The sequence below is a fragment of the Aeromonas sp. MR16 genome (assembly GCF_022549315.1).
In the GTDB taxonomy this organism is placed as follows: Bacteria; Pseudomonadota; Gammaproteobacteria; order Enterobacterales; family Aeromonadaceae; genus Aeromonas; species Aeromonas aquatica.
The window spans coordinates 51214-71163 of sequence record NZ_JAKZFK010000022.1; the positions used below are offsets into that span (position 1 = coordinate 51214).

Genomic DNA, 19950 nt, shown 5'->3' on the forward strand with positions numbered 1-19950 from the left:
CGACCTGGGCCGCGGTTTTGTCATGCCAGCAGGCAGTTACTTCTGCTGACGCTTCATGGAGTCAAAGAACTCGTCGTTGGTCTTGGTGGCTGCCAGCTTGTCGATGAGGAATTCGATGCTGTCGATCTCGCCCATGGGGTGAATGATCTTGCGCAGTATCCACATCTTCTGCAGCTCGTCCGGTGCGGTGAGCAGCTCTTCCTTGCGGGTGCCGGAACGGGTGATGTCGATAGCCGGATAGACACGCTTCTCGGCGATCTTGCGCGAGAGGTGCAGCTCCATGTTGCCGGTACCCTTGAACTCTTCGTAGATCACCTCGTCCATCTTGGAACCGGTGTCGACCAGCGCGGTGGCGATGATGGTCAGGCTGCCGCCTTCCTCAACGTTACGGGCGGCGCCGAAGAAGCGTTTGGGGCGGTGCAGGGCGTTGGCATCCACACCACCGGTCAGTACCTTGCCCGATGAGGGGATGACGGTGTTGTAGGCACGAGCCAGACGGGTGATGGAGTCCAGCAGGATGACCACATCCTTCTTGTGCTCGACCAGACGCTTGGCCTTCTCGATCACCATGTCGGCAACTTGGACGTGACGGGATGCAGGCTCGTCGAAGGTGGAGGCGATCACTTCACCCTTCACCATACGCTGCATCTCGGTCACTTCTTCCGGACGCTCGTCGATCAGCAGGACGATGAGCTCACAGTCCGGGTGGTTGTAAGCGATGCTCTGGGCGATGTTCTGCAGCAGCATGGTCTTACCGGCCTTGGGCGGCGCCACGATCAGGCCACGCTGGCCTTTACCGATGGGGGACGCCAGGTCCAGCACACGGGCTGTGATGTCCTCGGTCGAACCGTTGCCGCGCTCCATGCGCAGACGCTCGTTGGCGTGCAGCGGCGTCAGGTTTTCGAACAGGATCTTGTTGCGGACGTTTTCCGGACGGTCATAGTTGACTTCGTTGACCTTGAGCAGCGCGAAGTAGCGCTCGCCCTCTTTCGGCGGACGGATCTTGCCGGAGACGGTATCACCGGTACGCAGGTTGAAGCGGCGGATCTGGCTCGGGGAGACATAGATGTCATCCGGGCCGGCCAGGTAGGAGCCATCGGCGCTACGCAGGAAGCCAAAGCCGTCGGTCAGGATTTCCAGCACACCGTCGCCAAAGATATCCTCACCACCCTTGGCGTGCGCCTTGAGGATCGCGAAGATGATGTCTTTCTTGTGCGCCCGAGCCAGATTTTCCAACCCCATGGATTCGCCAAGCTTGACCAGCTCGGACACAGGAGTGTTCTTTAATTCAGTCAGATTCATAGTGGTGAGAGTCTGTAAGCAAGGATTGAAATGAGGAGACAGTCTGCTGGATTGATGCTAATCGGATTTGACTTGCCAGGCTGTGGTGAAGCTATGAGTCGGCAAAATGGTTAGCAAACGAACGATAAACTAGCACCAATCGGGATGAGCGTCTAGGTGATAAAACACAAGGAGCGCATTATTGCAATGCGCTCCTTCTTGATTATTACAGGTTACCGTCCAGGAACTCTTTCAGCTGAGTCTTGGACAGGGCACCGACCTTGGTCGCTGCCACTTCGCCATTCTTGAACAGCAAGAGGGTCGGGATACCGCGAATGCCATACTTGGGCGGAGTGTCGGCGTTATGATCGATGTTCAATTTCGCCACAGTCACGCGACCGGCATATTCTTGGGCGACTTCGTTCAGGATCGGGGCAATCATCTTGCACGGACCGCACCATTCAGCCCAGAAATCGACCAGAACGGGGCTGTCGGCTTTGATTACATCGGCCTCGAAGCTGGCATCGCTCAGCTGAACAATCTTGTCACTCATCTCCAACTCCAGTCAGTAATTAAGGCTTTATTGATGGATCAACAAAGGCAATAGTTGCCCTATTTGAAATGATCCTGTTTATTATTGCAAGCCTAACCTGATAACCTACCGCCATGAGCAAAACACACCTTACGACCGAAAAATTCGCCCAAATGGGCCTCGAACCCGAAGTTCTGGCTGGTCTGGAATCAAAGGGATTTCACTATTGCACGCCCATCCAGGCACTGTCTCTGCCACTGCTGGTAGAAGGCCATGACCTCGCCGGTCAGGCCCAGACGGGAACCGGCAAGACCCTTGCCTTCCTGGCAGCGACCTTCAACTATTTGCTGACCCACCCGTTGACCCAACCGCGCCTGATCAATCAGCCGCGCGCCATCATACTGGCACCGACCCGTGAGCTGGCCGTCCAGATCTACAACGATGCCGAAGGCATGTCCGCCTCCACCGGTCTGAAGCTCGGTCTCGCCTATGGCGGCGAGGGCTACGACAAGCAGTTGGCCGTGCTGGAACAGGGTGTCGACATCCTGATCGGCACCACCGGTCGCATCATCGACTACTTCAAGTCCAAGGTCATCGATCTGGGCAGCATCCAGGTCGTGGTGCTGGACGAAGCGGATCGCATGTTCGATCTCGGCTTCATCAAGGACATCCGCTTCCTGTTTCGCCGCATGCCGCCGGCCACCGAGCGTCTGAGCATGCTGTTCTCCGCCACCCTCTCCCTGCGCGTGCAGGAGCTGGCCTACGAGCACATGAACCACCCGGAACACGTGCAAATCGAACCGGAACAGATGACAGGCGTGCGCATCAAGGAGGAGCTGTTCTACCCCTCCAACGAAGACAAGATGCTGCTGCTGCTCTCCCTGATGGAAGAGGAGTGGCCGGAGAAAGCCATCGTCTTCGCCAACACCAAGCATGTCTGTGAAGACGTGCATGCGTGGCTGGAGAACGACGGCCACCGGGTCGGCCTGCTGACCGGTGACGTGCCGCAGAAGAAGCGGATGAAGATCCTGGAAGAGTTCACCAAGGGAACGCTGGACGTCCTGGTCGCCACCGACGTGGCCGCCCGTGGTCTGCACATCCCGGACGTGACCCACGTCTTCAACTACGACCTGCCCGACGATGCCGAAGACTATGTACACCGTATCGGTCGTACCGGTCGTGCCGGCAAGAGCGGTCACTCCATCAGCCTGGCCTGTGAAGACTATGCCTTCAACCTGCCGGCCATCGAGGAGTACATCCACCACCCGATCCCGGTCAGCAAGTACGACCGCGAGTCGCTGCTGGATGACGTGACCGCCCCGAAACGGGTGTTCCGCAACCGCCAGCCGGTGAACCGCAACATGCGGGATCGCCAGGGTGGTGGCAACAGCAACAACCGCCGCCGCCCGCCCCGCAAGAACTAAGGGACCGGGCCCAGTTGCACAACTCGCCGCTCTATGCCGCCATCGACCTCGGCTCCAACAGCTTCCATATGCTGGTGGTGCGCGAGGTCGCCGGTGCCCTGCGCACCGTCACCAAGGTCAAGCGCAAGGTGCGCCTCGCCGCCGGTCTCGACTCCGAGTTTCGTCTCAGCCGCGCCGCCATGGAGCGGGGCTGGGACTGCCTGCGGCTGTTCTCCGAGCAGTTGCAGGACATCCCCTCCGACAACATCCGGGTAGTAGGCACCGCCACCCTGCGGCTTGCCACTAACGTCGATGAATTCCTGAGCGAGGCGGAACGGGTACTCAACCACAGCATCGAGATCATCTCGGGCGAGGAAGAGGCCAAGACCATCTACGAGGGGGTCTCCTGGACCTCCGCCGGGGAGGGCAACCGACTGGTGATCGACATCGGCGGTGCCAGCACCGAGCTGGTGATCGGCGAGCACAGCGAGGCGAAGCTGCTCAACAGCCTGCACATGGGCTGCGTTACCTGGCTCAACAATCACTTCGGTGACGGCGAGCTGAGCGAGACCCGCTTCAACCAGGCCATCGCCGCCGCCAAGGCGGTGATGGCACCGGTCGCGGAGGATTACCGCGCCCTGGGCTGGCGTACCTGTGTCGGTGCCTCCGGCACCGTCCAGGCGCTGCAGGAGATCATGCTGGCACAGGGCAAGAGCGAGCGGGTCACCCTGCCGAAATTGCAGGAGCTGATGGGTCAGGCCATCGCCTGTGGCCGGCTGGATCGACTGCAGCTGGAAGGACTGGCGGCCGAGCGGCTGACCGTGTTCCCCTCCGGCCTCGCCATCCTGATCGCCATCTTCGAGACCTTAGGGATAGAGAGCATGACCCTCGCCGGCGGCGCCCTGCGCGAAGGCCTGATCTACGGCCTGCTCGGCAACAACCACGACTGTGACGCCCGGGATCGCACCGCCGACAGCCTGATCAGCCGCTATCAGCTGGATAAAGAACACGCCGAGCGGGTGCGCGACACAGCCGTCGAGGCGTTCAACCAGCTGCAACCAGCCTGGCGCCTCTCCAAGCGTTACGGCCGCCCGATCCTGCGTTATGCGGCCCTGCTGCACGAGATCGGTCTCTGTATCGAGTACAAGAAGGCGCCGCAGCACGCCGCCTACATCATCGACAACATCGACATGCCGGGCTTCACGCCGGCCCAGAAGAAGCTGTTGTCGGCCCTGCTGTTCAACCAGCGGGACGAATTCAAGCTGGACACCCTGGAGAAGCAGGGCGCCGTCACCGGCCGCCAGGCGATCCGGCTGGCCCGCATACTGCGCATCTCCCTCATCCTCTGCATGCGCCGTACCCAGGGCACAGTGCCCAGCTTCCTGCTGCAGGCCGATGAAGAAGCGCTGACCCTGACCCTGCCCAAGGGCTGGCTGGACGAACACTATCTGCGCGCCAGCGAACTGCGGCTCGAGGTAGAGCGCCAGCAGAAGATGGGCTGGCCCACCCACCTGCTGGAAGCCTGATCTTCCCCTCTCGAAGGAGAGCCCCATGACGGACTATCAACCCATCAGCTGTGACCTCTACGACTGGCTCGAGATCGCCGCCAGCTGGCAGTTGCCGGTGACACTCACCAGCCGCGAAGGACGGCAATGGGCAGACAAGATCCGCACCATAGAGGCAAGGGACGGCGTCGAGTATCTGCTGCTCGACAGCGGCGAGCGACTGAGTCTGGCGGATCTGGCCACCTTGGATCTGATCTGGCAGGGGGAGCAGAAGCGGGTGCGCTTCATCCCGGAAGGCTGATCCTGTGCAGCGAATAAAAACAGAGGGCCAGCTATGCTGGCCCTCTGTTTTTATGTTCGTGTTGCCCTGATGTCGGCCTACCCCGCCAGCGCCGCCATCACATAGACGTCGAAGCGGTTGCTCTTGGTCTCGATGGCCATGCTCGGCTTCTGCTCGTTGAGCCAGCCCGCGTAGTCCGGCCGCTTCACCACCACCCGCTTGTCGGCCATCTGCAACGCTGCTGGCAGCAGGGCATCCGCGTCCAGATCCGGCCCCACCAGGGACTGAAACACCCGCATCTCTTTCTTCACCAGCGCCGACTTCTGCTTGTGGGGGAACATGGGGTCCAGGTAGATGACATCCGGTCGCTCGGCCAGCGCCAGCAGGTTGTCCACCGCCGGGCCTTGCAGCAGCTGCATCCGCTCGCGCACCCAGGGCCCGATCTCGGGATCCTGCGCCGCCCGCGTCAATCCATCCTGCAGCAGGGCCGCCACCACGGGGCTGCGCTCGATCAGCGTCACCTTGCAACCCAGCGAAGCCAGCACGAAGGCATCGCGCCCCAGCCCCGCCGTCGCATCCACCACGGTCGGCATGGCCCCCGCCTTGAGCCCCACCGCCTTGGCGATGGATTGGCCCCGGCCGCCACCAAACTTGCGTCTGTGGGCCACGGCGCCGTCCACGAAGTCCACGTGGACGGCCCCCAGCTTGGGTTCATCCAACTTGCGCAGCTCCAGCCTGGTCTCGGTCAGCACCAGGGCGAAGGGCGCGGGAAAGTCGACCCCTGCCAGCCGCAGCCGCAAGGCATCGAGCTCCCCTTCACGGGCGGGCACTTCACTGAAAACCTGGATATGGTGCATAACGAAGACTCATGACGGCATGGAGCCGAGCATGATAGCAGAAGCGGGGGATCAGCTCACGATGGTCAGATTGGCCAGGTTCATCCCCTGCCGGTTGAGGGTCAGGTATTCCACCAGGTCGTCGTAGGGCAGTGGGCGGCTGAGCAGGTAACCCTGGGTGAAGGCACAACCCTTCTGGCAGAGGAAGTTGAGCTGCTCGCGGGTCTCGACCCCCTCGATCACCACCTGCATGCCGAGGTTGTGCACTATGTTGATGATGCCGTCGAGCAGCAGCCTGTCCTGCTCGTTGAAGGGGATGTGGCGCACGAAGGAGCGGTCGATCTTGACCAGATCCACCGGGAAGGTGCGCAGGTAGTTCAGTGCCGAGTAGCCGGTGCCGAAGTCATCGATGGCCAGCTTGCAGCCCGCCTCGCGCAAGGCATCGATCCGCACCCTGTGCTGATCGCTGGTCTCCATCAACAGGGACTCGGTGATCTCTATGATGATGTCCTTGGGGTCCAGGCCGAAGTGATGGATCACCCTGAGCCACTCGCTGGCCTCGGGATCGATTGTCTGGAACTCCAGGGTGGAGCGGTTGATGGACATCTGCAGCTCCGGGAAACCGGACTGCTGCAGCCGGGCCAGATCGCGACAGGACTGCCACAGCACCAGCGCCCCCAGCCCCTGAATGAGCCCCGCCTCTTCCGCCAGCGGAATGAAGTCCGCCGGCGAGACCTGACCCCAGTGGGGATGGTACCAGCGCACCAGCGCCTCCAGCTTGGCGACCCGGCCGCTGCGGTTGTCCCAGATCGGCTGATAGGCCATGGTCAACTGCCCCAGCTTGATGGCCTCCGCGAGATCCTGCTGCATCTGGTGACGCTGGCTCACCTCCTCGCGCATGGAGGAGCTGTAGGTGCCGATCGGTCGCCCTTGCCGTTTGGCGACGAACAGCGCCTGCTCGGCATTGCGCAGCAGCTCATCACTATCGGTGCCGTCGTTGGGGCAGAGGGTGATCCCCAAGGTCGCCGTCACATAGAGATGCTGGTTGGCCAGCATGAAGGGACGGGCGAAGCCGCCTATCACCTGCTTGGCAAACACCTCGGCCTGGCGGCGGTTGACGATGCCCGGCACCAGGAAGGCAAACTCGTCGCCGCCGATGCGGGCCACCAGATCCTCGGTGCGCACCCGGCTCACCAGCCGATCCGACACCTCCCGCAGCAGGGCATCGCCAACATGGTGATCCATGCTGTTGTTGACCGCCTTGAAGTTGTTGAGATCCAGCACCATGAGCGCGAAGCGCTCACCCCGCTCGCAGAAGCGGCTGAGGCAGCGGCCAAACAGCCAGCGGTTGGGCAGGCCGGTGAGATTGTCATAATTCGCCTGGGCCGCGATCTTCTGCTCCGCCAGCTTGGTCTGGGAGAGATCGCTGAAGATGGCGATGTACTGACTGATCCGGCCCCCTTCCCGCAAGGCGCTGATCATCAGCTGCTGGGGATAGAGCTTGCCGTTCTTGCGCTTGTTCCACACCTCGCCGCGCCAGATCCCGACCCGCTCCAGGGCGTGATACATGTCGGCGTAGAAGGTCTGATCGTGCAGTCCGGACTTGAGCAGGCTGGGGCGCTGGCCACGGGCCTCCTCTTCGCTGTAACCGGTGATCTTCTCGAACGCCGGATTCACCGAGATGATGCGACTGTCCACATCACACACCAGGATGGCTTCGGAGAGGTTGTCATAGACCCGGTGGGAGAGCTTGAGTTGTTCGGCGTGGCGCTTGATGGGATCGATGTTTTCCAGCACCAGCATCAGGTAATCGGGGCGCAGTTGCTTGTCGCGGATCAGGGTTACCGTCACCCGGCCCCAGAGCACGGAGCCATCCCGGTGCAGGTAGCGTTTCTCCTGGGTGAAGGCGTGCCTCTCCCCCCGTCTGAGCTCTTCATAGTAGGGAATGCTGACCAGCCAGTCTTCCGGGTGATTGATCTCGGCAGCGGTGCGCTGCTGCAGCTCATGCTGGTTGTATCCCAGCATCTTCTCGATGGCCGGATTGACCCAGATGATCTTCCCCTCCAGGTCGAGCTTGCCGATGCCGACCGGGGCATGGGACATCATGGTGTCCAAAAAATGAGGGTGCTCCGGCTGTGTCTGCAACGGCTGGGGGCGAGACTGCTGCTGGTACATCAGCGCCAGCTCGCGACCGGCGATCGGCGCCAGCAGGCGCAACAGGCCCATGACCTTGTCCATGCTGGGCATGGCCCGCTTGAACATGACGCTGCACAGCCCCACGGTCTCGCCCTGGGCATCCTTCAGCGCGACACCGGCGTAACCCTTGACCTGGCAACGCTCCAGCACGGCGGCATGGGGAAACAGCTGCCGGATGCGATCGTTGAACCAGGCTTCACCCTGCTGCATGACGATCTCGCCCGGGGTGCCGGCGAGGGGAAAACTGTAGGAATCGATGTCGAGGGAGGCGGGATGAGCGGCATGTATGGTAAAAAATAGGCCCGAATGGTCCCCACCTGAAACGAGGACGAGATCCGCCTCAACCGCTTTGGCGATTTCACTCACAAAGGTATCGAAATATCCTTTGCCGCTCAGATGAGACAGGCTTGAGATGATTTGATAGACAGACTCGAGTGCTCGCCTCATGGCAAGGTTCTTTCTCTCCCTGGAAGGTAGAACCCGACTCTACTCAAGAGGCGGGGACAGTGCAAATGTGCACTCCGCAAGATATTAAAAAGCTTTGAGAAAAGGGACCAAAAGGTCCCTTTTTATCTCAAAAAACAAGCGTCGATCCCACTATGACGTGGAACTGTACCTGCTTGAAGCCATGCCGCGACAGGTACGGAATATCACACCGCGATCCCGCTGTGGCGCAGCAGGGCATCCACCTGGGGCTCTCGACCCCGGAAGGCGCGGAACAGTTCCATGGGCTCTTTCGAACCGCCCTTCTCCAGGATGTTCTTCAGGAAGGACTGGCCGGTGGCCGGGTTGAAGATCCCCTCTTCCTCGAAACGGGAGAAGGCATCCGCCGACAATACTTCGGCCCACTTGTAGCTGTAATAGCCCGCCGCATAGCCGCCGGCGAAGATGTGGGAGAAGCTGTGCTGGAAACGGTTGAACGCGGGCGGCGTCAACACGGCGACCTGGCTGCGCACCTCCGCCAGCAGGGCGGGCACCCGCTCGGGGTGGGCCGGATCGAACTCCTGGTGCAGGCGGAAATCGAACAGGGCGAACTCCAGCTGGCGCAGCATCTGCATCGCCGCCTGGAAGTTGCGGGCGGTCAGCATCTTCTCCAACAAATCCACTGGCAGCGGCTCGCCGGTTTCATGATGACCGGAGATAAAGGCCAGCGCCTCGGACTCCCAGCACCAGTTCTCGAGGAACTGGCTCGGCAGCTCCACCGCATCCCAGGCCACGCCATTGATACCGGCCACCCCGGCCACGTCGATGGTGGTCAGCATGTGGTGAATGCCGTGACCGAACTCGTGGAACAGGGTGACCACTTCGTTGTGGGTGAACAGCGCCGGCTTGCCATCCACCGGGCCGTTGAAGTTGCAGGTCAGGTAAGCCACCGGCTTTTGCAGCGAGCCATCCTGACGGTAGCGACGACCCAGGCAGACATCCATCCAGGCGCCGCCCTGCTTGTGTTCGCGGGCGTAGAGATCGAGGTAGAAGCTGCCACGCAGCTCGTCTTCGCTATCGAAGATGTCGTAGAAACGCACGTCCGGATGCCAGGTATCGATGCCGAGGCGCTCGCGCACCTTGATGCCAAACACCCGGCGTACCACCTCGAACAACCCCTTCACCACCTTGTTGGCGGGGAAGTAGGGACGCAGTTGCTCGTCGGAGATGGAGAATTTGTGCTGCTTGAGCTTCTCGGCGTAGTAGGGAATGTCCCAGGCCGCCAGCTCGCTCTGGCCGTGTTGCTCGGTGGCGAAGGCGCGGATCTCTTCCAGCTCCGCCTTGCCCTGGGGCAGGGATTTCGCCGCCAGATCGGTGAGGAAGCCCACCACCTGTTCGGTCTTGTCCGCCATCTTGGTCGCCAGGGACAGCTCGGCGTAGTTGCCAAAGCCGAGCAGTTGGGCCAGCTCGCGGCGCAGGGATAAGAGCTCGGTCATGATGGCGGAGTTGTCCCACTTGCCGGCGTTGGGGCCCTGATCCGAGGCACGGGTGGTGAAGGCCTCGTACAGCTCGGCGCGCAGTGCGCGGTTGTCCGCATACATCATCACCGGCAGGTAGGAGGGGATGTCCAGGGTGAACAGCCAGCCCTGCTGACCCTTGTGCTCCGCCAGTTGGCGGGCGGCGGCCAGGGCACTGGCGGGCAACCCGGCCAGCTCGGCCTCGTCAGTCACCAGCTTGCTCCAGCCCTGGGTCGCGTCCAGCACGTTGTTGCTGAAACGGGAGGCCAGTTCGGAGAGGCGGGCCTGGATCTCGCCATAGCGCTGCTGCGCCTCGGCAGACAGGCCGATGCCGGACAGACGAAAATCGCGCAGGGTATTCTGGATCTCCTTGCGCTGGGCACTGCTCAGCAAGGGGAAGTCGTCGCTCTCTGACAGTGCCAGATAGGCCTGATAGAGGCCCTCATGCTGACCGACATAGGTCTGGAATTCGGACAGCAGCGGCAGGCAGGCGTCGTGGGCTTCACGCAACGCCTCGCTGTTGAGCACGGAATTGAGGTGACTGACCGGCGACCAGATGCGCGCCAGCCGATCGTTGACCTCTTCGAGCGGGGCTATCAGGCTGTCCCAGGTGTGGGGATCCCGCTGGGTCAGCACGTCTTCGATCTTCTGTTTGCAGTCGGCGATGGCCTGCGTCACGGCAGGCTGTACCTGGTCGGGACGGATCTGGCTGAAGGGGGGCAGTGCGTCCATTGTCAGCAAAGGGTTGTTCATGACTGGGTACCTCTAAATGCTCTACAGCCCCTGCCGTCCAGAAGCTTGCTTGGACCACCTAAGATGTAGGCAGAAACCCCATTAATCAAGCCTTTGCCGCCGAGAGCGCGGCCAGTTACCCATTTTTCGCCAAAACTCGTTCATTTAATAGCCAGATCGACTGCCAGAAACGAGGATGCCGGTCCAAAGACCGGCATCCTGAGGCACTGTGGCAGCGGGATCAGCGCTGTGCGTCTTCCTTCAACCACTGGGCAACCCGCTTGGCGAAGTAGGTGAGGATGCCGTCGGCACCGGCCCGCTTGAAGCAGACCAGGGACTCCAGGATGCACTCCTTCTCCTTCAGCCAGCCGTTCTGGATGGCTGCCATGTGCATGGCGTATTCACCGCTCACCTGATAGGCGAAAGTCGGCACGCCGAACTGATCCTTGACCTGACGGATCACGTCCAGATAAGGCATGCCCGGCTTGACCATGACGCTGTCGGCCCCCTCCTGGATATCCAGCGCCACCTCGTGCAGGGCCTCGTTGCCGTTGGCCGGATCCATCTGGTAGCTGGCCTTGTTGCTCTTGCCGAGGTTGCTGGCAGAGCCCACCGCATCGCGGAACGGGCCGTAGTAGCAGGAGGCGTACTTGGCGGAGTAAGCCATGATCTGCACGTTGATGAAGCCGTTCTCCTCCAGCGCCGCGCGGATGGCGCCGATGCGACCATCCATCATGTCGGACGGTGCCACTATGTCGGCCCCGGCGGCGGCATGGGAGAGCGCCTGCTTCACCAGGATCTCGGTGGTGATGTCGTTCAGCACATAGCCTTCGTCATCTATGATGCCGTCCTGACCATGGGTGGTGAAGGGATCCAGCGCCACGTCGGTGATGACGCCGAGCTCGGGGAAACGGGCCTTGAGGGCACGGGTCGCGCGCTGGGCCAGACCATCCGGGTTATAGGCCTCTTCCGCCATCAGGCTCTTGCTTTGAAGCGGTGTCACCGGGAACAGGGCGATCGCCGGGACGCCGAGCGCCACCAACTCTGCGGCTTCTTCCAGCAGCAGATCGATGGAGAGGCGATCCACTCCCGGCATGGAGGCGACGGCCTCGCGCTGGTTCACCCCTTCCAGCACGAATACCGGGAAGATGAGATCGTCGACGGTCAGCGTATTTTCACGCACCAGACGACGGCTGAAATCATTCTTGCGCACCCGGCGCAGGCGGCGACCCGGAAAGGCGCCCGGAAGAGTTATGGCCATGAATCACTCCTGGAATGGAAGTTGGAAGAACGCGGCTGAGGTGGCCCGGGTGTGGGCCAGCAAGGCCTCGGGCGTCTCACCACGACAGGCCGCCACCACCTTGGCGATGTGCGGCAAAAAAGCGGGTTCGTTGCGCTTGGGTCTGGATTTCAGATCCCGTGGCACCAGATAGGGGGCATCCGTCTCTATCATCAGCCGACCGGCCGGGATCCGGGCCACCTGCTCGCGCAGCAGCTGGCCACGGCGCTCGTCGCAGATCCAGCCGGTCACCCCGATATGCAGCCCCAGTGCCAAACACTCGTCCAGCTCGGCGTCGGCGCCGGTGAAGCAGTGCAGCACGGCGCCCGGCAGTTTGGGCAACCAGGGGCGCAGGATCTCGATGAACCTGGCATGGGCATCGCGGCAATGCAGAAACACCGGCATCGACAGCTCGGCGGCCAGGGCCAGCTGGGCGTCGAACACCGCATCCTGTACCGGCCGGGGGGAGAAGTCGCGATTGTAGTCGAGCCCGCACTCGCCGATGGCCACCACCTGGGGCTGGGCCGCCAGCTCGCGCAGCGTGGCCAGGGTGCCGTCATCGACACTCTTGGCATCGTGGGGATGCACCCCGGCGGTGGAGAAGCAATAGCCCGGCCAGCGGGATGCCAGCTCGGCGCTTGCGTCACTGCCCGCCAGATCGGTACCGGTGAGGATCAGCCCCTCGACCCCGGCGGCGCGGGCTCGAGCCACCAGTTCGGCTTGCTCGCCGGCAAACTGGCTGCTGGTGAGGTTGACTCCGATATCGATCATGGCGCGGGATACTCCGAACAAAAATAAGAGATTTCAGATAGTTGAAAAATATCTTCTGATTGGGGTCTTACCATACGCCTCGGGACGGGGCATGAAAAGAGGAAGGGAGCCTCAGCTCCCCTCATCCGTCTGTTCCTGCGACTCTTCGTCTTCTTTCCTGGTGTAGAAACGGGCGAAGAACAAGCCTATCTCCCACAGCGCCCACATGGGGATCGCGAGCAAGGTCTGGGAGAAGACGTCCGGCGGGGTCAGCAACATGCCCACCACGAACACCCCGACGATGACGTAGGGGCGTTTCTCCCGCAGGCTCTTGGGGTTGGTCACCCCGGTCCAGCACAGCAGTATGGTGGCCACCGGGATCTCGAACGCCACCCCGAACGCGAAGAACAGGGTCAGCACGAAGTCCAGGTAGCTGGCAATGTCGGTCGCCACCGTCACCCCGGCGGGCGCCGTGCTGGTGAAGAAGCCGAACACCAGCGGGAACACCACGTAGTAAGCAAACGCCATGCCGGCGTAGAACAGCACGGCGCTGGAGGCCACCAGAGGCATGATCAGCCGTCGCTCGTGCTGGTACAGACCGGGGGCGATGAAGGACCAGGCCTGATACAGCAGATAGGGGATAGCCACGAAGAAGGAGACCACCAGGGTCAGCTTGATCGGCGTGATGAAGGGGGTCGCCACATCCGTCGCTATCATGCTGGTGCCTGCCGGCAGCTGGCTGAGCAGCGGCTGGGCCACGAAGTCGTAGATGTCGTTGGAGAAATAGATGAGCGCGACGAACGCCAGCAAGATGGCCGAGATCGACCGCAACAGACGCGTCCTCAGCTCCACCAGGTGGCTGATCAGGGGTTGTTCGGTCTGACTCATGACCTCACCTCCCCTTTCTCTCTGGCGGCATCCTGGGCGACGGCGACTACCTCAGTCTCCACCGCACCCGGTTCAGGGACGGCAATGGCCTGCGCTACCGGTTCGGGAGCTGGCGTCGGGGTCGCCTGCGGCGGACGGATCTCATTTTGTGGCTCAGACTGTGGTTGGTAGGGGCGGTTCACCGACTGGGCGGCCGCCTTCAACTGCTCGATGGACTCCTGCAGCTCGGGACTGAGGTTGCTCATCTGCAACTGTTCGGCCTTCTTCAGATCGTTGTGCAGCTCTTGCAACTTGAGCTCCTGCTCCAGCTCGGACTTCACCGAGTTGGCGGTGCTGCGAATGAGCTTGATCCAGTGGGATGCCGTACGGATGGCGACCGGCAGCCGCTCGGGCCCCAGCACCACCAGGGCCACCACACCGATGACGACCAGCTCCCAAAAACCGATGTCAAACATGGCTTAGGCCTGATCTTTGTCTTTCTGCTTGGCGGTATCGGCACTGTTGGCCGCTTCGTTCAGCTGCTTGGGAGGAAACTCCGCATCCTTCTGCTCGGGTTTGGCATCGGCCGGATCGTCCGACAGCGCCTTCTTGAAACCCTTGACCGCCGCCCCGAGATCGCCGCCGATCCCGCGCAGCTTCTTGGTACCGAACAGCAGCACGACGATGACTGCGATGATCAACAACTGCCAAATACTGATACCACCCATGATATTTCTCCAAGATTGGCGCCCGAAGTGCGCGAGTTTGTCATTAACGGGAACGATGCTGATACCAGCCCAGCACTTTCTCCAAGATTGGCGCCCGAGGTGCGCGAGTATGTTATTGACGGAAAGGATGCCGATACCAGCCCGGCAAGTTCTCCGAGATTGGCACCGGAAAGCGCCGTTTTTTGTTTAGTGGGAACGGGTTTTCAGCCAACCAAGCAACCAGCATACACCGGCACCGGCGAGGGTTATTTGTCCCCACTCAATATGTTGTTTCTGGGTCAGCAAGAATACACCCACTAACAGTAGGCTGGCTCCAACCCCTAAGAGGTAGCGTGCCTGACCCTGACGATGGCTGTGCCGGCGGAAATCCGCAAACATCTGCTCGAAATGGTGTTGTTGATGACGGGCCTGGCGCAGGGTCTCGTAGACCAGCTCCGGCAGCTCCGGCAGCTTCTCCGCCCAGAACGGCGCCTTCTCCCGGATCGCATTCAGCACCGCCTTGGGCCCCACCTGCTCGCGCATCCAGCTTTCCAGATAAGGCTTGGCGGTCTGCCACAGATCCAGCTGCGGATAGAGCTGGCGTCCCAGCCCTTCCACGTAGAGCAGGGTCTTCTGCAGCAGCACCAGCTGCGGCTGCACCGCCATGTTGAAGCGGCGGGCGGTGTTGAACAGGTTGAGCAGCACGTGGCCGAACGAGATCTCGGACAGCGGCTTCTCGAAGATGGGCTCCAGCACGGTGCGGATGGCAAACTCGAACTCGTCCACCTTGGTGTCGGCAGGTACCCAGCCGGACTCCACGTGCAGCTCCGCCACCCGGCGATAGTCGCGGTTGAAGAAGGCGAGGAAGTTCTCCGCCAGGTAGCGCTTGTCTTCCCGGTTGAGGGTGCCGACGATGCCGCAGTCGATGCCGATCCAGAGCGGATTCTCGGGGTGCTCATGGGAGACGAAGATGTTGCCAGGGTGCATGTCGGCGTGGAAGAAGCTGTCGCGGAACACCTGGGTGAAGAACACCTCCACCCCGCGCTCGGCCAGCAGCTTCATATTGGTGCCGTTGGCCTCCAGCGCCGCGATGTCGGAGACCGGAATGCCATAGATGCGCTCCATCACCAGCACCTGCTCGCGACAGTGCTCGGTGAACACCTCGGGCACATAGAGGGCATCCGAGCCGGTGAAGTTGCGGCGCAGCTGGATGGCGTTGGCGGCTTCGCGCATCAGGTTCAGCTCGTCGAGTATGGTCTTGCGATACTCCTCCACCACCTCGATGGGGCGTAATCTCGCACTCTGGGGCGCGAAACGGGCCGCCAGACGGGCCAGCGCCTGCATCAGGCGCAGATCCGCCTCGATGACCGGCTCGATGTCGGGCCGGATCACCTTGATGACGATCTCGCGGCCATTCTCTTTCAACCTGGCGGTGTGCACCTGGGCGATGGAGGCGGACGCCAGCGGCGTCTCGTCGAATTCGTCGAACAGGGTCTCGATGGTGCAGCCCAGGCTCGCCTCTATCTGGCGACGGGCGGCCTGGCCGCAGAAGGGGGGCACCCTGTCTTGCAGCAGAGCCAGCTCCTCGGCGATGTCCGGCGGCAGGAGATCGCGCCGGGTCGACAGCATCTGGCCGAACTTGATGAAGATGGGGCCGAGGGCCTCGAAGGCGAGGCGGATGCGGGCACCGCGGTTCAGATCTGGCTGCTTGTTCTTGAGCCAGAACAGGCTGCGACGCAGCAGGCGGCCCGGCCAGGGCTGATAACGGGCAGGCACCAGCTCATCGATGCCTTGCTCCAGCAGTATGCTGACGATGCGATAGAGGCGCTTGAACTCCTTCGGGGTCATCAGCTCACCTGCTGTTCGAAGCGGGCGAGCCGCAACTCGACGGCCTTCATGTGCTGGGCCAGCAGCTCGACGTCGTCGTTGAAACTGGCGACCTCGAGCGGGCCGGGGGCGAGCCGAGCCTCTTCGGTCAGGTACTCGGCCAGCTGGCGCTGGGTGCGGCACAACTCGCGCCCCACTAGACGACGCGCCTGACGGGCACCGCCGCACAGGGTGTGGGCCAGTACGTCACCGGTATAGCGAGAGAGTTCTTCTTCCCAGTCGATGTCGAGCTCTCCCAGCAGGGCGCTGAACGCCTGTACCAGCTGGGGATCGCCGCTCAGATCGAGTCGCTCCTCGCGGATATAGCGGGTCAGGGCGGAAGGGTCTTTCAGCAGGCCAAGGGCCGTCAAGGAGAGGCTCAGCACCGCATCGGCCTCCCCCTCAAACTGAGCCAGCACGTCGAGGCGGCGCTCGGAGAACACAAACCAGAGCGGCTTGAGTTCACGCAACTCCAGCTTGAGCACCTTGCCCGCCAGCTTGCGCAGCCGCTCCGGGCTCTGTTTGTCGAGATTAAGCAGCTGGTTGAGGCTGGTTTCGATCACCGCGGTGACCATGGCATCCATCGGCATAGGCAACCTTAAAACTTGTATCCACGGTGCAGGGCGACGACCCCCTGGGTCAGGTTGTAGAAGTCCACCTGATCGAAGCCGGCGTTCTCCATCATGCCCTTCAGGGTCTGCTGATCCGGGTGCATGCGAATGGATTCCGCCAGGTACTTGTAGCTCTCGCTGTCGTTCGCAACCAGCTCGCCCATCTTGGGCAACAGCTTGAAGGAGTAGAGATCGTACAGCTTGGCGATCACCTCGCTCTCGGGCTTGGAGAACTCCAGCACCAGCAGGCGTCCGCCCGGCTTGAGCACCCGATACATGGAGGCGAGCGCCTTGTCCTTGTCGGTGACGTTGCGCAGACCGAAGCCGATGGTGATGACGTCGAAGTGATTGTCCGGGAAGGGCAGCGCCTCGGCGTTGGCCTGCACGTAGGAGACGTTGTTCGCCACCCCCAGGTTGCGCAGCTTGTCGCGGCCCACCTTGAGCATGGAGTCGTTGATATCCGCCAGCACGACCTGGCCGGTTTCACCGACGATGCGGGAGAATTTGGCAGTCAAATCCCCTGTACCACCGGCCAAATCCAGCACTTTCTGACCTTTGCGCACGCCTGAGCAGTCGATTGTGAAGCGCTTCCAGAGGCGGTGAATGCCGAACGACATCAGGTCGTTCATCAGATCATACTTGGCCGCCACCGAATGGAAGACGCCAGCCACCAGAGTTTCCTTCTCGGTCGCCGCCACGGTTTTATAGCCAAAATGCGTAGTATTCGTCTGTTCCGACATCCCTCAAACACCCATAGAGCAAAGAATGGCCGCCAGTTTACCAGAGCCGCCAGCGTCCGGACACCTTAAACCCGGCTCGCCACCAACTGCATTCCCAGTACCACCATGGCGAGGCAGAGGAAGACGTTGAGCGCCGTGTTGAGCAGCGCCTTCAGATAGGCCCCTTGCTGGGCCAGCAGCACGGTATCCAGGGCGAAGGAGGAGAAGGTAGTCAAAGCCCCCAGAATACCCACCATCAGCAGCGGTTTCATCGGGCTTTCCAGCACATGGCCGTGACTGATGAGCGCGAAGGCCAGCCCCATGATGAAGGAGCCGACCACGTTGACCGCCAGGGTACCGTAGGGGAAGTTGCGGCCGAGCATCAGGGCGAGCAGCTCGGTCATGCCGAAACGCAGGCAGGCACCGATGGCGCCACCGACGGCAACAAATAACCAGGTTTGCATAGTAACGGACTCCGTCGTGTCAGGCTGGCATTATGCAAAAGGTGCTCGCTTGGTGATAGTGGCGAGATCAAGACCGGGGTGGCTAGCGGCGAAAATCGACCACTTCCTCTGTCAGCAGGTGCAGCGAGGTGCTGGCCGGCCGGGTCTCGGCGATGACGCTGCCATGGCGGATGGAATAGCGCACCGGCACCTGGCGCCGCACCGCATCGAAGCCGTTCTCCGCCGGCAGGATCAGCAGGTTGGCGGGTTTGCCTACCTCAAGCCCGTAGCGATCCTGCACGTTGAGGGTACGAGCGCTGTGCTCACCGATCAGCTTCAGGCTGTCATTGATCTGCTCGTAGCCCATTAGCTGGCAAACATGCAGCCCCATGTGCAGCACCTGCAGCATGTTGCCGGTCCCCATGGGATACCAGGGATCGAACACATCGTCGTGGCCGAAGCAGACGTTGATGCCCGCCTCCAGCATCTCCTTCACCCGGGTGACACCGCGGCGTTTGGGGTAGGTATCGAACCGCCCCTGCAGGTGGATGTTCACCAGTGGGTTGGCCACGAAGTTGATGTCGGCCATCCGCAGCAAGCGGAACAGGCGGGAGGCGTAGGCCCCGTTGTAGGAGTGCATGGCGGTGGTGTGGCTGGCGGTGACCCTGGCACCCATGCCGCGCTCATAGGCCAGGGTAGCCAGGGTCTCGATGAAGCGGGACTGCTCATCGTCTATCTCGTCGCAATGCACATCGACCAGCACCTGATACTTGTCGGCCAGCTCGAAGATGTGATGCAGGCTCTCGATCCCGTATTCACGGGTGAACTCGAAGTGAGGGATGGCCCCAATCACATCAGCTCCCAGCCTGAGCGCCTCTTCCAGCAGGGCCCTGCCATTGGGATAGGAGAGGATCCCCTCCTGCGGGAAGGCGACTATCTGCAGCTCGACCCAGGGCTTTATCTCTTCGCGCACCTCCAGCATGGCCCTCAGGGCGATCAGGTTGGGGTCGGACACATCCACGTGGGTACGGACGAACTGGATGCCGTTGGCGATCTGCCATTTCAGCGTCTGGATGGCGCGCCGTTTCACATCCTCGTGGGTCAGCAGCGCCTTGCGCTCGGCCCAGCGCTCTATCCCCTCGAACAGAGTGCCAGACAGGTTCCAGCTCGGCTCACCCGCGGTCTGGGTGGTATCGAGGTGAATATGGGGCTCGATAAAGGGGGCGATGGCGAGCCCCCCTTCTCCATCCAGTTCAGACGCAGAGGAGAGCGATTTCGTCATGGGCTCTATGGCTCTGATATGGCCCTCATGGCAGAGGATCTGCCAAAAACCTTCCCTGTCAGCCAGACGCACATTCTGTATCAACATGTTTTTCTTCCCTATTTTAGGAAACCCAGGCCTTTTCCAACCCGGAACTTAGCTTGGATCAATTTAATAGAAAAGTGTTCACATTGAATACATATGAAAACGCTACCATTGATAAACAGACATAATAAGGGAGTAATCGGGATGAAAGCAGGATTGACCGAAATCGGAAGCGCCAGCCTGTTTCACGAGTATTTGCAGACGCTGGGCATTCGCAAACCCCCCTTGACCTCGATTGAAGACAATTGGGAATACAAGCGCGGGGAGAAACTGCTGGCTGCTATCCAGATAGAAAAGACGGGACAGGCCCGGTTCTATCTCGATGCCAGGCAGATATCGGTGAACTGAAAAATGCGGATACAAAAAAGCCTCCCGATTGGGAGGCTTTAATATTTAGTGGTGCTGATACCCAGAGTCGAACTGGGGACCTCATCCTTACCAAGGATGCGCTCTACCAACTGAGCCATATCAGCATACTAACTTGTCAAGACCACGCTGTGTGTCATCTCAAATTGGGTGCCTGGCAGTGTCCTACTCTCGCATGGCGAATGCCACACTACCATCGGCGCTACCGCGTTTCACTTCTGAGTTCGGCATGGGATCAGGTGGTTCCACGGCGCTATGGCCGCCAGGCAAA

19 protein-coding genes, 1 tRNA gene and 1 rRNA gene are annotated in these 19950 nt (G+C 61.3%); 4 read left to right on the plus strand and 17 right to left on the minus strand.

What is annotated here, in order from left to right; all coding sequences use genetic code 11:
- Nucleotides 1-36 precede the first annotated feature (36 nt).
- Both rho and trxA read right to left on the minus strand, forming a co-directional pair.
- Complete coding sequence (gene rho / locus MM194_RS15515; protein ID WP_033132515.1) at nucleotides 37-1302, minus strand: transcription termination factor Rho; 1266 nt, start codon at nucleotides 1300-1302, stop codon at nucleotides 37-39.
- A 205-nt stretch (nucleotides 1303-1507) separates the two neighbouring features.
- Entirely contained in the window at nucleotides 1508-1834 is a 327-nt protein-coding gene (gene trxA, locus MM194_RS15520) for a thioredoxin TrxA (RefSeq protein ID WP_025328829.1), read from the minus strand.
- 113 nt (nucleotides 1835-1947) lie between these two features.
- On the opposite strand from trxA, the gene rhlB reads away from it, so the two are divergent.
- From rhlB to MM194_RS15535, 3 genes are read left to right on the plus strand one after another with little or no spacing between them, the layout of a single operon-like run.
- Nucleotides 1948-3237, plus strand: coding sequence for an ATP-dependent RNA helicase RhlB (gene rhlB / locus MM194_RS15525; protein ID WP_033132514.1), 1290 nt, complete (start codon nucleotides 1948-1950; stop codon nucleotides 3235-3237).
- A 14-nt stretch (nucleotides 3238-3251) separates the two neighbouring features.
- The gene (gene gppA, locus MM194_RS15530) at nucleotides 3252-4742 is read left to right on the plus strand and encodes a guanosine-5'-triphosphate,3'-diphosphate diphosphatase (protein WP_033132513.1); all 1491 of its coding nucleotides are present in this window, start codon (nucleotides 3252-3254) and stop codon (nucleotides 4740-4742) included.
- A gap of 25 nt (nucleotides 4743-4767) precedes the next feature.
- Nucleotides 4768-5022, plus strand: coding sequence for a Rho-binding antiterminator (locus MM194_RS15535; protein WP_241344054.1), 255 nt, complete (start codon nucleotides 4768-4770; stop codon nucleotides 5020-5022).
- Between the two features lie 77 nt (nucleotides 5023-5099).
- On the opposite strand, the gene MM194_RS15540 is transcribed toward MM194_RS15535, so the two are convergent.
- The 13 genes from MM194_RS15540 to MM194_RS15600 form a co-directional block, all read right to left on the minus strand.
- Nucleotides 5100-5858 carry a class I SAM-dependent methyltransferase gene (locus MM194_RS15540; RefSeq protein ID WP_193354288.1) on the minus strand — a complete coding sequence of 253 codons (759 nt, stop codon included), beginning with the start codon at nucleotides 5856-5858 and terminating at the stop codon, nucleotides 5100-5102.
- A gap of 51 nt (nucleotides 5859-5909) precedes the next feature.
- On the minus strand, nucleotides 5910-8480 hold the full coding sequence (locus MM194_RS15545) for a GGDEF domain-containing phosphodiesterase (RefSeq protein ID WP_241344055.1): 2571 nt from the start codon (nucleotides 8478-8480) through the stop codon (nucleotides 5910-5912).
- Nucleotides 8481-8683: 203 nt separating this feature from the next.
- Nucleotides 8684-10726, minus strand: a complete 2043-nt coding sequence (prlC, locus tag MM194_RS15550; RefSeq protein WP_241344056.1) for an oligopeptidase A — start codon at nucleotides 10724-10726, stop codon at nucleotides 8684-8686.
- 220 nt (nucleotides 10727-10946) lie between these two features.
- The gene (gene hemB / locus MM194_RS15555; RefSeq protein ID WP_241344057.1) at nucleotides 10947-11966 is read right to left on the minus strand and encodes a porphobilinogen synthase; all 1020 of its coding nucleotides are present in this window, start codon (nucleotides 11964-11966) and stop codon (nucleotides 10947-10949) included.
- A 3-nt stretch (nucleotides 11967-11969) separates the two neighbouring features.
- Nucleotides 11970-12755, minus strand: coding sequence for a TatD family hydrolase (locus MM194_RS15560; protein ID WP_241344058.1), 786 nt, complete (start codon nucleotides 12753-12755; stop codon nucleotides 11970-11972).
- A 111-nt stretch (nucleotides 12756-12866) separates the two neighbouring features.
- Nucleotides 12867-13622, minus strand: a complete 756-nt coding sequence (gene tatC, locus MM194_RS15565) for a twin-arginine translocase subunit TatC (RefSeq protein WP_033132507.1) — start codon at nucleotides 13620-13622, stop codon at nucleotides 12867-12869.
- On the minus strand, nucleotides 13619-14077 hold the full coding sequence (tatB, locus tag MM194_RS15570; RefSeq protein WP_033132506.1) for a Sec-independent protein translocase protein TatB: 459 nt from the start codon (nucleotides 14075-14077) through the stop codon (nucleotides 13619-13621). The genes tatC and tatB overlap by 4 nt, the downstream gene beginning before the upstream one ends.
- A 3-nt stretch (nucleotides 14078-14080) precedes the next feature.
- Nucleotides 14081-14329, minus strand: coding sequence for a Sec-independent protein translocase subunit TatA (tatA, locus tag MM194_RS15575; protein WP_033132505.1), 249 nt, complete (start codon nucleotides 14327-14329; stop codon nucleotides 14081-14083).
- 186 nt (nucleotides 14330-14515) lie between these two features.
- Nucleotides 14516-16156, minus strand: a complete 1641-nt coding sequence (gene ubiB, locus MM194_RS15580; protein WP_241344059.1) for a ubiquinone biosynthesis regulatory protein kinase UbiB — start codon at nucleotides 16154-16156, stop codon at nucleotides 14516-14518.
- Complete coding sequence (locus MM194_RS15585) at nucleotides 16156-16764, minus strand: SCP2 sterol-binding domain-containing protein (RefSeq protein ID WP_033130056.1); 609 nt, start codon at nucleotides 16762-16764, stop codon at nucleotides 16156-16158. Before MM194_RS15585 ends, ubiB begins: the two co-directional genes overlap by 1 nt.
- Before the next feature lie 8 nt (nucleotides 16765-16772).
- On the minus strand, nucleotides 16773-17525 hold the full coding sequence (gene ubiE / locus MM194_RS15590; protein ID WP_042642725.1) for a bifunctional demethylmenaquinone methyltransferase/2-methoxy-6-polyprenyl-1,4-benzoquinol methylase UbiE: 753 nt from the start codon (nucleotides 17523-17525) through the stop codon (nucleotides 16773-16775).
- A 65-nt stretch (nucleotides 17526-17590) separates the two neighbouring features.
- Complete coding sequence (crcB, locus tag MM194_RS15595; RefSeq protein WP_033130058.1) at nucleotides 17591-17968, minus strand: fluoride efflux transporter CrcB; 378 nt, start codon at nucleotides 17966-17968, stop codon at nucleotides 17591-17593.
- Between the two features lie 82 nt (nucleotides 17969-18050).
- A complete protein-coding gene (locus MM194_RS15600; protein WP_241344060.1) occupies nucleotides 18051-19316 on the minus strand; it encodes a cytosine deaminase in 1266 nt (421 codons plus the stop codon).
- A 93-nt stretch (nucleotides 19317-19409) separates the two neighbouring features.
- Between MM194_RS15600 and MM194_RS15605 the strand changes: the two genes are divergently transcribed.
- Nucleotides 19410-19661: a hypothetical protein gene (locus MM194_RS15605; protein WP_241344061.1), complete on the plus strand. Its 252-nt coding sequence runs from the start codon at nucleotides 19410-19412 to the stop codon at nucleotides 19659-19661.
- 49 nt (nucleotides 19662-19710) lie between these two features.
- Here the strand turns inward: MM194_RS15605 and MM194_RS15610 are convergent.
- Both MM194_RS15610 and rrf read right to left on the minus strand, forming a co-directional pair.
- Nucleotides 19711-19786, minus strand: a tRNA-Thr gene (locus MM194_RS15610).
- Between the two features lie 45 nt (nucleotides 19787-19831).
- Nucleotides 19832-19946, minus strand: a 5S ribosomal RNA gene (gene rrf / locus MM194_RS15615).
- Nucleotides 19947-19950: the final 4 nt, after the last annotated feature.